The 14225-nt window shown below is 58.9% G+C and carries 12 protein-coding genes; 8 read left to right on the top strand and 4 right to left on the bottom strand.

The window, feature by feature from the left end; all coding sequences use genetic code 11:
• Positions 1 to 207 precede the first annotated feature (207 nt).
• Together carA and AB6B39_RS13565 are read left to right on the top strand one after the other, a co-directional pair.
• Positions 208 to 1374, top strand: a complete 1167-nt coding sequence (carA, locus tag AB6B39_RS13560; protein WP_284373871.1) for a glutamine-hydrolyzing carbamoyl-phosphate synthase small subunit — start codon at positions 208 to 210, stop codon at positions 1372 to 1374.
• A gap of 173 nt (positions 1375 to 1547) precedes the next feature.
• On the top strand, positions 1548 to 2078 hold the full coding sequence (locus AB6B39_RS13565) for a hypothetical protein (protein ID WP_284373870.1): 531 nt from the start codon (positions 1548 to 1550) through the stop codon (positions 2076 to 2078).
• A 23-nt stretch (positions 2079 to 2101) separates the two neighbouring features.
• Here AB6B39_RS13565 and AB6B39_RS13570 read toward each other — a convergent pair whose 3' ends face one another.
• The gene (locus AB6B39_RS13570) at positions 2102 to 3130 is read right to left on the bottom strand and encodes an NAD-dependent epimerase/dehydratase family protein (RefSeq protein WP_284373868.1); all 1029 of its coding nucleotides are present in this window, start codon (positions 3128 to 3130) and stop codon (positions 2102 to 2104) included.
• A 264-nt stretch (positions 3131 to 3394) separates the two neighbouring features.
• On the opposite strand from AB6B39_RS13570, the gene AB6B39_RS13575 reads away from it, so the two are divergent.
• A complete protein-coding gene (locus AB6B39_RS13575) occupies positions 3395 to 5944 on the top strand; it encodes an HWE histidine kinase domain-containing protein (RefSeq protein WP_284373866.1) in 2550 nt (849 codons plus the stop codon).
• Here AB6B39_RS13575 and AB6B39_RS13580 read toward each other — a convergent pair whose 3' ends face one another.
• Both AB6B39_RS13580 and yidD read right to left on the bottom strand, forming a co-directional pair.
• A complete protein-coding gene (locus AB6B39_RS13580) occupies positions 5945 to 6490 on the bottom strand; it encodes a biliverdin-producing heme oxygenase (protein WP_284373864.1) in 546 nt (181 codons plus the stop codon).
• Between the two features lie 142 nt (positions 6491 to 6632).
• Entirely contained in the window at positions 6633 to 6917 is a 285-nt protein-coding gene (gene yidD / locus AB6B39_RS13585; protein WP_284373862.1) for a membrane protein insertion efficiency factor YidD, read from the bottom strand.
• 91 nt (positions 6918 to 7008) lie between these two features.
• On the opposite strand from yidD, the gene AB6B39_RS13590 reads away from it, so the two are divergent.
• The 3 genes from AB6B39_RS13590 to fabB all read left to right on the top strand — a co-directional run bounded on the left by AB6B39_RS13590 (position 7009) and on the right by fabB (position 9623).
• A complete protein-coding gene (locus AB6B39_RS13590; RefSeq protein WP_284373860.1) occupies positions 7009 to 7560 on the top strand; it encodes a tetratricopeptide repeat protein in 552 nt (183 codons plus the stop codon).
• A 105-nt stretch (positions 7561 to 7665) separates the two neighbouring features.
• Positions 7666 to 8181: a bifunctional 3-hydroxydecanoyl-ACP dehydratase/trans-2-decenoyl-ACP isomerase gene (gene fabA / locus AB6B39_RS13595; protein WP_284373858.1), complete on the top strand. Its 516-nt coding sequence runs from the start codon at positions 7666 to 7668 to the stop codon at positions 8179 to 8181.
• 206 nt (positions 8182 to 8387) lie between these two features.
• The gene (gene fabB / locus AB6B39_RS13600; protein WP_284373855.1) at positions 8388 to 9623 is read left to right on the top strand and encodes a beta-ketoacyl-ACP synthase I; all 1236 of its coding nucleotides are present in this window, start codon (positions 8388 to 8390) and stop codon (positions 9621 to 9623) included.
• Here the strand turns inward: fabB and AB6B39_RS13605 are convergent.
• Complete coding sequence (locus AB6B39_RS13605; RefSeq protein ID WP_284373853.1) at positions 9620 to 11503, bottom strand: AAA family ATPase; 1884 nt, start codon at positions 11501 to 11503, stop codon at positions 9620 to 9622. The genes fabB and AB6B39_RS13605 overlap by 4 nt on opposite strands.
• 1039 nt (positions 11504 to 12542) lie before the next feature.
• Here AB6B39_RS13605 and AB6B39_RS13610 point away from each other — a divergent pair.
• Both AB6B39_RS13610 and AB6B39_RS13615 read left to right on the top strand, forming a co-directional pair.
• On the top strand, positions 12543 to 13076 hold the full coding sequence (locus tag AB6B39_RS13610) for a hypothetical protein (RefSeq protein ID WP_284373851.1): 534 nt from the start codon (positions 12543 to 12545) through the stop codon (positions 13074 to 13076).
• 93 nt (positions 13077 to 13169) lie between these two features.
• A complete protein-coding gene (locus AB6B39_RS13615; RefSeq protein WP_371398625.1) occupies positions 13170 to 13997 on the top strand; it encodes an enoyl-ACP reductase in 828 nt (275 codons plus the stop codon).
• Positions 13998 to 14225: the final 228 nt, after the last annotated feature.

Genomic DNA, 14225 nt, shown 5'->3' on the forward strand with positions numbered 1-14225 from the left:
GTCTCTCTTGCGGGCCAGCCGCTGTGACGCTGCCAGTTCTGACAGGCAGCGGGATATAGGGGCGGAACGCCCCACTGCCAAGACACAGTGTCACAGGGCGCGAAAACAGGGTTTCGATCCTGTTGATGGGCGGACAGGATCGCTTGCGAATCCATTATGCCTCGCGCATAGGGCACGCCTAGCAGCGACATGCTAGGATTGACCGACATGAATACTGATTTCACGCCTGATCCCGTACCGACGGCGGTTCTTGTGCTGGCCTCGGGCGAAGCCTTTTACGGCATCGGTATCGGCGCGGAAGGCCGCGCGGTCGGCGAGGTCTGTTTCAACACCGCCATGACGGGCTATCAGGAAATTCTGACCGATCCGTCCTACGCCGCGCAGATCGTCACCTTCACCTTCCCGCATATCGGCAATACCGGCACGACCGAAGAAGATGAGGAAGCCACGACCGACGCCGCCCGCATCGCAGCGCGCGGCGCGATTTTCCGCGCATCCGTAACCCCGGCATCGAGCTGGCGGTCCGAGACTGAGCTGGGCGACTGGCTGTCCGCCCGCGGGATTATCGGCCTGTCCGGTATCGATACGCGCGCCCTGACAGCCCATATCCGTGATCACGGCATGCCCAACGGCGTTATCGCCCACGCGCCTGACGGGCAGTTCGACATTGTCGCGCTGGCCGAGCAGGCCCGCAGCTGGAACGGTCTGGTCGGTGCGGATCTGGCCAGAGACATGGCGGCGGACGGTCCGTTCGACTGGCGGCAGGCACGCTGGCAATGGCCGGACGGACATCGCGATGCGGACGGCACCCGGAAAGTCGTGCTGATCGATTATGGCGTCAAAAGGAACATTCTGCGCAATCTGATCAGCGCTGGCCTCGCTGTGACCGTCGTGCCGGGCACGACATCCGCCAAGGCCATTCTCGCACTAAACCCGGACGGCGTCGTCCTGTCCAACGGACCCGGCGATCCGGCGGCGACGGGCGACTATGCCATTCCCGTCATCCGCGATCTGATCGCAGCCGACATGCCGATCCTCGGCATCTGTCTCGGCCATCAGATGTTGGCACTGGCGCTGGGAGCGAAGACGGTCAAAATGGAACAGGGCCATCACGGCGCGAACCATCCCGTCATGGACCACACGACGGACAAGGTTGAGATCGTGTCGATGAATCACGGCTTTGCGGTCGATCAGGCGTCCCTGCCCGACACGGTCGAAGAAACGCATGTCAGCCTGTTCGACGGGTCCAATTGCGGAATCCGCCTGAAAGGCAAGCCCGTCTTTTCCGTGCAGCATCACCCCGAAGCCAGCCCCGGCCCGCAGGACAGTGTCTACCTGTTCGACCGCTTTGCGGACGCAGTGAAAGCGGCGTGATAGGTTCAGCGCTGAGACTCATCAGTGTCATGCGTCGTGTGATAGGTGGTTTTGCTCTGGCTGGCCTTTCAACTCTCGCAATTGCGTCGAGTGGGTGTACGAGCAAGACAGATAAACCGATCGAACCGGCCATCACAGAATCAGACGACACTGCATCTGTCGTTCTGATATTTATGGGCTTCCATTCCGAACCGCATACACATCAGACGCTCGCAGAGACGGGATTCGACCCGCGACCGATTGGCTATCTTGGCGTTGATGTCGTCTCAGCGCATGAGGCGTTTGACACGGCAGCTATGGCTTCAGGGTTTGACGTGATCGATCCGGAGCCCTTCATCCAGGACGTCATTGACACGACAGAGGCTGATGCGTTGTGGTTGGGGATGAAGACTATGCTGCATCCGATCCGGGATTATCTGCAGACAGCGAACCCTAGTTGCGACCGATGCTCCGCGCTGGATACCCGCTTTGTCCTGCAACCTAATAGCGCTGAGGTGTGGACAGACAACGATCGCATTCTGTTTGTTGGCGCGCTGGAAAGCCCAAGCCCTATAAACCGCGGGCTGCGGTCGGGGATCGGCGTCTTCATGTTCGATGGAAATGGACAGTTTCTCAACCATCGTTTCATCGATTACAATTTTTCAAATTACGACACAGCGTCGCTGGCAGGTGATCTTGTGAGCGCCGCCAACTTACTCGACTGACCCAATGAGCGCCTGAGTGATACCTAGTCCTCCATAATGACCGCGCCATTCGCAATCAAATCCCTCGCACTCGCCATCAGGCTTTCCTTTGCGGGGCGCGGAACGACGCCTGTCAGCGACGTGACATAGGCACTATTCGCCGTCGGTTTATGGCCGAGATCGGGCAGGATAGTTTTGATCCGGTCATCGAAGAGCGACATCAGCCGCAAGGCGAAGTTCGGCGCTTCCCCGCGCGGGAGCTTGGCTTTCGGATACTCAGCCCGAAGCGTGTCTGCGATCTGTCCGAAAGTCAGCGTTTCACCCGCCGCCATCAGCCGGCGACCCGCCGCATCCGGTGCCGTCATGGCGCCGACATGGATCGACGCGCAGTCGCGTACGTCCACGACCGGATAGGCCACCTTCGGCACAGCCGGGAATTCGCCGTTCATCATGTCCCGCACCACCTGCAAAGACGCCCCGCCATTATCGAATGGATCAGGCCCGAAGACGAGCCCCGGATTGACCGTCGTCAGCCGATCCTTAAATCCCTGGGCCTCTGCATAGGCCCATGCGGATAGTTCTGCGCGCGTCTTGGAGACACCGTAAGCCGGGATCGGTGCCCAGTCCGGGTCTGACCAGTCATGCTCGTCATAGGTCTTTTCCTTGCCGCGCCCGGGCTGCATCATCATGGCGACCATGGACGAGGTCAGGACGATCCGTTCCGCGCCGGCAGAAAAGCCGTTTTCCAGCACACGTTGCGCCCCGGCGCGCGCTTCCGGGACAAGCGCTTCCCGGTCGCTGGGCGATTCCAGCGGGAATGGCGAGGCAATATGCTGAATATAGCGACAGTCCTTGACGGCATCCCGCCAGCCTTCATCGGCTCCCAATTCCGCCTCGACCAGTTCGACCTGCGAAATGTCCACACCCGTGACGGCCATCGCGTCAAGTACTCGACGGCCCTTGGCCTTGTTGCGGACAGTCCCGCGAACGCGGAAGCCCTTTTCGATCAGCTTCGCCGTGACGTGGCTGGCAATATATCCGGTAAGACCGGTGACAAGAACAAGATCCGACATGCTCCACCTGTAGCGTGTTCCGGCCCGCACGTCATGCAAAGAGACGCAAAAAGAACGATGGCGCATCGCTATTGGCAGGAATTGCGCTGCAATTCCCGCTGCGACATGTTAACGGTGGATAATCTCAACATGCTTGATCTTGTGAAGGCATACCCGCATGCAGAGCGTCGGTACGTGCACCTGGGAACGCAGTGCGGCGATCACTGCATGGCCGGATCTCCGAAAGGATGATCACTGAACGACGTTACGGAAGCAGCGAACGATATGACTGAACAGTCGCCCTCTCACGCCGATGTCGATCTGACGAATTGCGACCGTGAGCCCATTCACATTCCTGGCCGTATCCAGTCGTTCGGGGCGCTGCTGGCGTTTACGCCGGACTGGCTGGTGGCGCGGGCCTCTGAGAATGCAACACCATTCCTGGGATTGCCATATGACGATCTGATCGGGCGCGATATTGGCGACCTGTTCTCACCCGAAATCGTCCATCACATCCGTGGCAGCCTTCAGATGCTCAGCCATGGGGATTCCGTCGAACGCATTTTCGGTATCGACCTGCGGCAGGATGGGACGCTCTTCGATCTGGCGGTTCACCTGTCAGGGCGGACAATCGTCATGGAAGCCGAGCAACATTCCGGACAGAGCCGACAGGATTATATCGGATATATCCGGCCCATGATCGACCGCATCAGAAAGGCGGATACGATCGAGAATGTCTGCGCGATCAGTGCGCGCCAGATCAAGATGCTGACCGGCTTCGGCCGGGTCATGGTCTACCGTTTCCTGGAGGACGGTTCCGGTCAGGTCATTGCCGAGAACAAGTCCCAGCATATGGAATCCTTCCTGGGGCTGCGCTATCCTGCGTCCGACATTCCGCGACAGGCGCGCGCCCTCTATTCCCGCAATCTGTTACGCATCATCGCCGACATTTCGGACCCGGGTTGCGCCGTTCTGCCCGCGACAGATGCCAGTGGCGAGCCGCTGGACCTGTCCCTGTCCACCCTGCGCGCCGTCTCCCCCATCCATATCGAATATCTCCGCAATATGGGGGTCGGGGCGTCCCTGTCGATCTCGATCATGGTGCAGGGCAAGCTCTGGGGACTGATCGCCTGCCATCACAATACGCCCCGCAGTCTCAGTCTGGAATTGCGCAGTGCCGCCGAGCTTTTCGCGCAACTCTTCGGGTATATCCTCACCGAAACCGAAGCCGAGACCGCCCGCCTGCACGACGTTCAGGCCCGCATGCTGCATGACCGGATCATGGCGGAACTGGCTGACGGGCAGTCGATCGCCGACAATTTCAGCCTGTTCGCTCGCACCATCAAGGACGCGATTCCCTATACGGGCATCGTTAGTTGGACGCATGGCCATTTCCAGAGCGAGGGCCTGACGCCGACGAAAGAGCAATTCAAGGCGCTCGCCCACTTTCTCAATACGACCGCGGTCTCGGACGTGTTCGCCACCCAGCATCTGTCCAGACTGTTCGCTCCGGCCAGTGACTATATCGACGTCGCGGCGGGTGTGCTGGCCCTGCCCGTATCACGCAGTCCGCGCGACTATATCGTGCTGTTCCGCGAACCCGTGACCAAGGACGTTAAGTGGGGCGGAAACCCCGAAAAACCCGTCACCATGGGCCCGAATGGCGATCGTCTGACACCGCGCGAGAGTTTCGCAGCCTGGAAACAGACGGTTCACGACGAATCCCGACCCTGGTCCGAACGGGAACGACGGGCGGCGGACTCGCTGCGCGTGACCCTGCTGGAAGTCGTTCTGCGCCTGACCGACGCCGCCAATCAGGAACGCACACGATCACAGCAGCAGCAGGAATTGCTGATCGCCGAGCTGAACCATCGGGTCCGCAATATCCTCAATCTCATACGCGGTTTGATCAATCAGTCCTCGGATAGTGCCAGCGTCTCGGAATTCACTGCTGTCGTCGGCGGGCGCATTCATGCGCTGGCCAGAGCGCATGATCAGATCACGAATGACAACTGGCAGCCTTCATCCGCGCGTGACCTGATTGAGACGGAAGTGCGGGCCTATCTCGGCACGGCGCAGGAGCGGGTTTCAACACACGGTATCGACGCCATGCTGACGCCGGAAGCCTTCACCACCCTGTCGCTGGTCATCCACGAAATGATGACTAATGCGGTAAAGTATGGCGCGCTCAGCAATGAGACCGGCCATGTTGCGATCCAGATGACTGAAAGCGAAGATGGAGCCCTGATCATCGACTGGGCGGAAACCGGGGGGCCTCCCGTCAAGGCCCCGACCCGCAAGGGGTTCGGCACGACCATTACGGAACGCTCCATTGCCTATGATCTGAAAGGCGCCTCCACCATCGACTATGCGGTAACCGGATTACGCGCCCGGTTCGACATTCCGGCTCATGTCATCTCCCGTTTTCGCGACGCCGAAGCCGCCGCTCTGCCGGAGGCCGAGGACCGTGCCACCGGGACCTTGGAGTTCTCCGGTCATGTGTTGATCGTCGAAGACAATATGATCATCGCGCTGGATGCGCAGGACATGTTCGAGCGGCTCGGAGCCGACACGATCGACGTCGCGCCGACAAGCGCCGAAGCCTTGCAGATGATCGCCGCACAGACGCCCGATTTTGCCCTGCTCGATGTCAATCTTGGCCTCGAGACCAGCGAACGCGTCGCAACCAGATTGCTGGAACTGGGCGTCCCGTTTGCCTTTGCGACAGGCTATGGCGAACGCACCTCACTGTCGGACAGATTTCCGGACGCTGCCTTTCTGCGCAAACCCTATGAGATGGACACGCTGGTCCGGCTGCTCCGCGCAACGGGCTGATCAGGCCGCGTCTGCATCGATCACAGAGCGAAAGGCCGCCTCGAACAGGCTGAATGTGTGCGTCGCGGAGAGAATGATCCGGTCCGCATCCGCGCCCGTGTCGGGCAGGTTGCGACTCGCCTGCACGAAATCACGCCACAAGGGTGCGAGCGTCTGATCCGTCAGCATGGTTGTCGCTGCGCGAAGCGAAAGATCGTCACTCCTACCCACCTGCTTCGCAATCTGCACCGCACCCAGATGCGATCCGAGAATGACATAGGATAGCCCGATCATCTCAATGTCTGGGTCAATGGGTAAGTCCTCTGTCGCATCGGCTGTGGCGTCGATATCGAAATGCGCCAGATCCTGATCCACTTGGCTGATCCGACGCGCCAGAAGATCCGTCAATCCGATCCGCGCTGCATGCAGGGCGGCATAGGCTCTGCGATGCGCCAGCAGAAACCGGATATAGTCGCGGCGCATCGTCAGATCGAGCCCGTCGGCAATATGGTCGAGCTGCTCATGCGCGGCGCGCGTTTCCGTCCGTAATCGCATGCGAAGTGACATGGCGCGTCTCTACGGGACGCGCGCGATCACGGCCATAGCGTGCGTTATGCAATGAGACGCGAAAACAGCGATTTCTGGTCTGTATCGTGCCAATGTCATATCGGTCGCACAGGCGTCCACAAAAGGGGACGCACTCAGCGGCTCACCGCCAGCGTCCATATTCCCACGGTGTGAACCAGCGTCCCGTCATCGCCTCCGGGACAGGATCGTGGCCGCATGTGCCCCAGGGCTGACAACGCAGCAGGCGGGCCAGCCCCATCCAGCCCCCGGCCCAGACGCCGTGGCGGCGCATCGCCCCGGCCATGAAGTCGGAGCATTCCGGATAATGCCGACAGCGCACGCCGACCGCCTTCAGCACAGGCGACAGAGTCAACTTATAGAGCCGCAGCAAAGCCAGGCAGAGCAAGAGTGGAAGACGCCGGATCATGGGGCGAGGCTAACGGCTGATCGGGGGACGGCAAGGCTGAAAAGACGCCTCGATTTCCGGATTTCGTAAAACTGTGCTATGGAGCGCAATTATGAAACATATCCTTCTGGCTGCCTCCATCCTCCTGCTCGCCGTCCCAGCCTCGGCGCAAGTCATCGTTGTCGGACCCGGAAAGGCGCAGACCTGTTTCCAGTTCGCCAAGACCGGCAATACCGGCACGAAGAATGCGCTCAAGTCCTGCGACGAAGCGCTCGACGACAAGCTGATGAAGCGCGACGTGGCCGCGACCCATGTCAATCGCGGCGTGCTGCTGATGCGCAAGGGCGAAACGGATCGCGCGGTCGCCGATTACAAGGTCGCGATCGACATGTATCCGGATCTGGCCGAAGCCCATATCAATCACGGTGTCGCCCTGTTCCATGATGGCCGCTTTGACGCCGCCGTCAAAGCCTACAGCACGGCGCTGTCCCTCGACACCGACAAGCAGGCAGCCGCCCTGTTCAACCGCGCGCTGGCCTATGAGCGCATGGAAGATTACCGCGCCGCCTATTTCGACCTGAAGTCCGCGCTGGAAATCAAGCCCGACTGGGATCTGGCCGAAGAAGCGCTGACCCGCTTCACCGTGACCCGAAAGACGTCCTAGACGGCCCTGTGCGGGCGGGCCCGTCCGCGCGCCCTCACACCGCTCATCCCCGCTTCCGCGCGCTTGCGTGCTTGCCTATTGCGTCTGCGCGCTTAAGTATGCGCCATGATCAAGATTGAGCCTTCCTACGATTATGACGACCTGATCGTCTCCGGCGAGCAGTCGCTATTCGGTCCCGGCAACGCCAAATTGCCGCTGCCGCCCATGCTGATGATGGACCGGATCGAGAAGATCGCCGATACGGGCGGCGCCTATGACAAGGGCGAGATCATCGCCCATCTGGATATCGATCCATCGCTCTGGTTCTTCGCCTGCCATTTTCAGGGCGATCCGGTGATGCCCGGCTGCCTCGGCCTCGATGCCATGTGGCAGATGGTCGGCTTCTGGCTCGGCTGGACGGGCGGACAGGGCCGCGGCCGTGCGCTCGGCGTCGGCGAGGTGAAGTTCACCGGACAGGTCACGCCCGACATCAAGAAGGTCCGCTACGAAATTGACATCAAGCGCGCCATCCGCAGAAAGCTGGTCCTCGGCATCGCCGATGGCCGCATGTATGCGGATGACGAACTGATCTACCAAGCCAAGGATTTGCGGGTGGGCCTGTTCATCGCGGAGGACGTCTGATCTGGTCGCGATCCTCTCCCTCAACAGAAGGGCAAGGCGCGCAAATGTAGCGAGCATGACGGTCTTTTGCTAGCGTTCGCAGGATCTCCGAACGCCGTTCGGATCCTTTCCGCGCGATCCGACAGACAGACGCCCCGCACGGGTTCGCCCTTTCCCCTCCGATCCCATCGCGCTAACACCTACCTTCACACAATAAGGTCGATCCTATGTCAAATCGAAGAGTCGTCGTCACCGGCCTGGGTATCATCAGCTGTATCGGCAATGACGCCGACACAGTCGCGCAGAGCCTGAAGTCAGGCGCCTGCGGGATCCGGCACGATGCGAACATGGCCGAATATGGCTTTCGCAGCCAGGTCTCCGGACGTCCCGCCGACACATCCGAACAGGCCAAGGACATCATCGGCAAGCGGAGCTTGCGCTTCATGGGCGACGCGGCGATCTGGTCCGGCCTGGCCATGGATCAGGCGATCCGAGATGCGGGTCTGAGCGAGGATCACATCTCCAACCCGCGCACCGGCATCATTGCCGGATCCGGCGGTCCGTCCAGCCTGGAAATCGTGCGCGGCGCGGATATTACCCGCAAGAATATGAGCCCGAAGCGCGTCGGCCCCTTCGCCGTGCCCAAGGCCATGAGCAGCACGGTCTCCGCCACCCTCGCCACTCATTTCAAGATCAAGGGCGTGAACTTTTCCATCACCAGCGCCTGCACCACCTCGCTGCACTGTATCGGCGCGGCGGCGGAGCAGATCCAGTGGGGCAAGCAGGACATCATGTTCGCCGGCGGCGGCGAGGAACTGGAATGGTCCATGTCCAACCTGTTCGACGCGATGGGCGCGATGAGCAGCAAATATAACGACGCGCCGGAAACCGCCTCCCGGCCCTTTGACGTCAACCGCGACGGCTTCGTCATTGCGGGCGGCGCCGGCATGCTCGTGCTGGAAGCGTATGAGCACGCGGTCGCGCGCGGCGCGGACATCTATGCCGAAATCATCGGCTACGCCGCGACGTCGGACGGCCACGATATGGTCGCCCCGTCCGGCGAAGGCGCGGAACGCGCCATGCGCCTGGCGCTGGAAGACGCCGGGCTGGAGACGGTCGACTATGTCAACCCGCACATGACCAGCACCCCGGTCGGCGATGTGGCCGAGAGCGCCGCGATCCACCGCGTCTTTGGTGAAGGCGACAACGCGCCTTACGTCTCCGCCACCAAAGCCCTCACCGGCCACTCACTCGGCGGCGCAGGCGTCCAAGAAGCCGTCTATACGCTCCTGATGATGAAACATGGGTTCGTCGCGCCGAGCATCAACATCGAGACCCTCGACCCCGAAGTCGCCCCCATCAAGATCGCCCGTGAGCGGGTGGACACGGAGGTCAAGACGGCGATGAGTAATTCGTTCGGGTTTGGCGGGACGAATGGGAGTGTGGTGTTTGGGGCGGTTTAGAAATAATCATTTAATTCCCTAAGCACCGCAACTAACTCTTCGCATCCACTTTCGATCAATGTCTGAGTGTCGTGAAAAGATACAGCTAGTCCGTTGATATTCTTTTTGGCTTTATCGGATTTACTTTTCTTTTTCTTTTCACATAACTCATCCCAAGGCGTTGTGGTTTCCCCAGTTTCCAATGCCAGATCATGACAAGCCCTTGCGACGATCAATGGTACGTCGTCAAAATCATTAAATTCTTGAGGTAGTGTGATGGGTAAATTGAGTTCTTCATAGGCCAGCCTGATGGCATTCGGATGTACGTAGTTTTCAAGCTCCCTTTTGTTTGTGCAATATGCAACGCACCCTTCAAGCGCATTCACTTCATCCATTGATGCCTGATACTTAGGTGCGTTAGGTTCTTCGTAGTCTCTATCGTAGAAGTGAAACTCAGGACGATTTAGGTCCCTCAAGCGACCTACAGACTGTGCTAGCGTCGATCCGCCAAGCGGATAAAAGATCAGTTCGCCGTTTTCACGGAGAGTCTGCAAGTCAGGAATATCTTCATATCCTAGTCCGATCAGCACTCTGGAATATGTAGTCCAAAACCGTTCATCATTTACGCCCTCGACGCAAAAGAATAATTTTACATTATGGTCAGGCAACACGCCTAATGCAGTGCTTATTTGCTGTAGATGAATATCATCATTACAGTCGTTAATTACTTCGCGAACACCTTGTTCATTACATAGATACCTGAGACTTGAGATCGGAACAGCTCTGCAGAGCATCGGGCTATGAGTAGACATCAAGACTTGAGAAGATGTTTCCTCTGCGAGTTCTCTAAGCGCAGATACAACGAGCCGTTGATGATTAGGGTGCTGACCTGTCTCTGGCTCCTCAACGAGGTAGATAACGTTACCTAGCCCTCCTTTCATTCTTTCATAGTTCTGTTGAGCGCGAAAGAATGAGAAAAGAATGAGTCTGCGGACGCCGCTCCCGCGCTTGTTGAATGGAATTTCGTGTTCGCCCGTAATGGTTGACTTGAAAACCTTATCCCACGTTCCGGGGGTGATTTCGGGTTTCAATGACTGAGCTAATCTAGGGTTTATATTTTTGATCTCTTCAACGGTAGCGTTCGCGACATCCTCCGCTTCAGTCCGAACGGACTGAGTGATCTCAGAAAGTTTTACTTCTTCTCTCACTAAGGCGCGCTTTACAGCCTTCTGAAGTGGGTCTTGAGCCTCACTGTCTTGGTCAGTGGAAGGCCTGTCCGCTTGAAAATACGCAACCGTAGGCAACATACTTTTAAGTAGTTCCCAAATCCGTTTTCCTCCTTCTTTGTTCAAGAGGACTGGCTTCTCACTATAGGTTGCACCCTTGTACGCATTGCGTATCGCTGTCCTTATTTCAGCGTTAATAGTAGAGTTGAAAAGGCCCTCATCGATACCGAGCGACTTCGCTCTAATTTTTAATTTTGAATTTGGGAGAGAAAGTAAGTCTATCGTTTCAGGGACGTCTAGACAGTAGGCGTTTGCTTCAACTCTTTCCAATTTTGGAAGCTTATTGGCACATTCCCAAATCTGAACTATCTCAAGTCTTCCGTTGGCATTGAGAAGCTCTTCAGATGATAACGTAGTATGATTTGTTGCGTCCACGATCAGTTTTTCAGGAAGTTCTTTGAACTCGCAGCCGATCTTTACCTTGGAAGACCCGCTTCCCTTCGTCGGGTCGTTTTGGTCAGGCTTTGTGTCCGCTAAAAAAATACGAATAGCTTCGAATAAAGCTGACTTTCCGGCATCATTTTTCCCAACCACAACGGTCAAGTCATTTAAGATCAGTTCAGATCTAGGAGAGTGGCACCGGAAGTTTTCGACCCAAACAGATACTAGCTTCATATGCTAGCCTTACACGCGGGGATCGGATGACAAAATAGCAAATATAAGAATTACTATCTTAGGACCACCTTAGAACACTTCGCTATCAGCTATCAGTCATCGCTTGAATTGATTGTGCGGTCCGTGGGAGCGCCACCACGTCTGGCCGAAAGGGGTATGCAATGGATCACACAGTCAAGCTGTGTGATGACGGTACTATAGATCACTCCCCTATCCGCTTTCGCCGACTTGATCGGCGAACCCATCTCCCAACCCTTCCCATCTAGACGCAATAATAGGAGATGGGCAGGCCGATCAAGTCGGCCTGGGCGGGAATGAAGGAGTTGTTTGAGTGCTAATCCCCATCTTCGCTGATTAGTAGACTACCGCCATCCCCCGTCATCCGTGCCCGAACATCTTACGCTGTTCGGCAGTTTGCTATTTTTAATCCCTCGGATTGAAAATCGGAGACAAATCCTATCCACCGCCTCCAACCCCACCCTACACTCCCCTTGTCCGTCACAGACACGAGGTGGGGCATAACCCTCGGTGTGGCGGGTCGGTGTGAGGGCCGGGATCGGTGTGCGGCGAACGTGCTGCCTTCGGACCTGTCAGGTGATGGCAGGTCGCGCTGGACCCGGTGGGAGGTGCGCGGATCTATGCAGCCGCGTGCGCCCTTCGCTCCCTCCTCCGCCTCTATCGCTGGTCCCTGCGGACCGCGCGTGAGCCAATCATCCGCCCGGAGCCGCGTTCGGCACCGGGCGGTTAGGCCGCGGATAAGCAGGGATGGGCGACGGGGCCGGATGGGCGGGACGAGCCGATCACCGCGCGCGGACCTGTGTTCGTTGTAAATCGGTGTGTCTTCTTTCTGTCCGTCAACGGACAGGGGTCCGCGCCTCGTGTCACCTTATTCAAGGGTGGCCGCCCATCGCTGTGAGCGATCCCCCGGATCGCCCATCAGAGACGCTCATAGGTCAGACCCTTGATGGCTGATGGAACGGATGCGGCTGCCTGCAACTCAACCCCTCCCCCTTGAGGGAGACGGGAAAGGAGGCCCGCCATGCGCCAGAACCCCCAGACCACTTACGCTCAGACACGCTGCATCCTGACGGCGCAGCTGCGCTACCGGGCGCAGGCCGCGGAGGCCGAGACCGCGCGCATTCGCGAGGACGCCGCAGACCGCATCGCCGCCGCCGAGGCGCGGGCCGACGCGGCAGAGGCGCGCATGGCGGCGCTGCATAAGGCGATCAAAACGGAGCGCGCAGACTTAAGCGCCTTCATCGAGAGCCCGGACTGGGAGCGCGATCTGCTGCAACTGGCGCGCGACCGGGTGCGGGCCGAATTGCTGAACCTGTCGCAGAGCCATAAGAGCTGCCACCAATGCGGCAGTTTCGGGCGCGCCTTTTCCGAACGCTTCCTGCAGGCCGAGATCGATGCGCTGACATGCGCGCATGATCTGCCGCATCTGACGCCCCTGCCCCCGGCGGACTGGGCCGTACCCATGGGCAGCGTGACGAAACAGGGCCGCGGCCTGGACAATAGCTGGCACACACCGGAACCGACGCCGCCGAGACGGCGGCAGGCGATCTGGTAAACAGTCACGGCGGAAGATGAGGCATGCGGATTTGCCGTTGCCGCGCCCGCTCTGCGCTCCTATTCATCGGTCAAACGATTGTGAGGAGACTTCATGTCTGACGATTTTCCGACCGGTACATTGATGGCCGGCAAGCGCGGCCTGATCATGGGTGTGGCGAACAAGAATTCGATCGCCTGGGCGATTGCGCAGCAACTGGCCGCTCAGGGCGCGGAACTCGCCTTCACCTATCAGGGCGACAAGCTGAAACGCCGGGTCGAACCGCTGGCTGCTTCTGTCGGCTCGGACTTTCTGCTCGATTGCGACGTGACGAATGACGATCAGATGGACGCGACCTTCGCGGCATTGACGGACACATGGGGCCAGATCGACTTTCTGGTCCACGCGATCGCCTTTGCGGGCCGGGATCAGCTGGAAGGTTCCTTCGTCAACTCGACAACGCGGGAGGGCTTCAAGAGCGCGCTCGACATTTCGGCCTACAGCTTTGTCGATGCGGCGCGGCGCGGATCGGCCATCATGAAGGATGGCGGGGCGATGGTGACGCTGACCTATCTGGGCTCGGAACGGGTCGTGCCGAACTATAACGTCATGGGCGTGGCGAAGGCGGCGCTCGAAGCCTCGACACGCTACATCGCGGCGGACCTCGGGCCGCGCGGCATTCGCGTCAATGCGATCAGCGCCGGGCCGATCAAGACTTTGGCGGCGGCGGGCATCGGCTCTGGCCGGCACATGTTCCGCTTCAACAAGGCGGCCAGCGCGCTGCAGGACAATACGGACAGCAAGGGTGTGGCGGGCGCGGCGCTCTATCTGCTGTCGGATCTCGGCCTGTCCTGCACGGGCGAAACCCATCACGTGGATGGCGGCTTCCACGCGATCGGCATGCCACGGGAAGAGCCGCTTCGCGCCTCGCTGGAGGAATAGCCGCAAGACCGGTAATCCCGTCCCCGCAATAGCCGGGTGATGTATAAGCAAGAGCGCGCTTCCTCACTGAGAAAGCGCGCTTTTTTAAGCTTTGGACACGGAGTATGTTTTTTAAAAAATATCTCGATATTGACAAATTGTCGCACCTCATAGCTTTCTCGCTCTCGATACGCTAAAGGTGAATTTCGCCTGCAATTCTGCATGACGAGATCGCCTGAGGTAATTTTT

The organism is Algimonas porphyrae (assembly GCF_041429795.1).
GTDB classification, from domain to species: Bacteria; Pseudomonadota; Alphaproteobacteria; order Caulobacterales; family Maricaulaceae; genus Litorimonas; species Litorimonas porphyrae.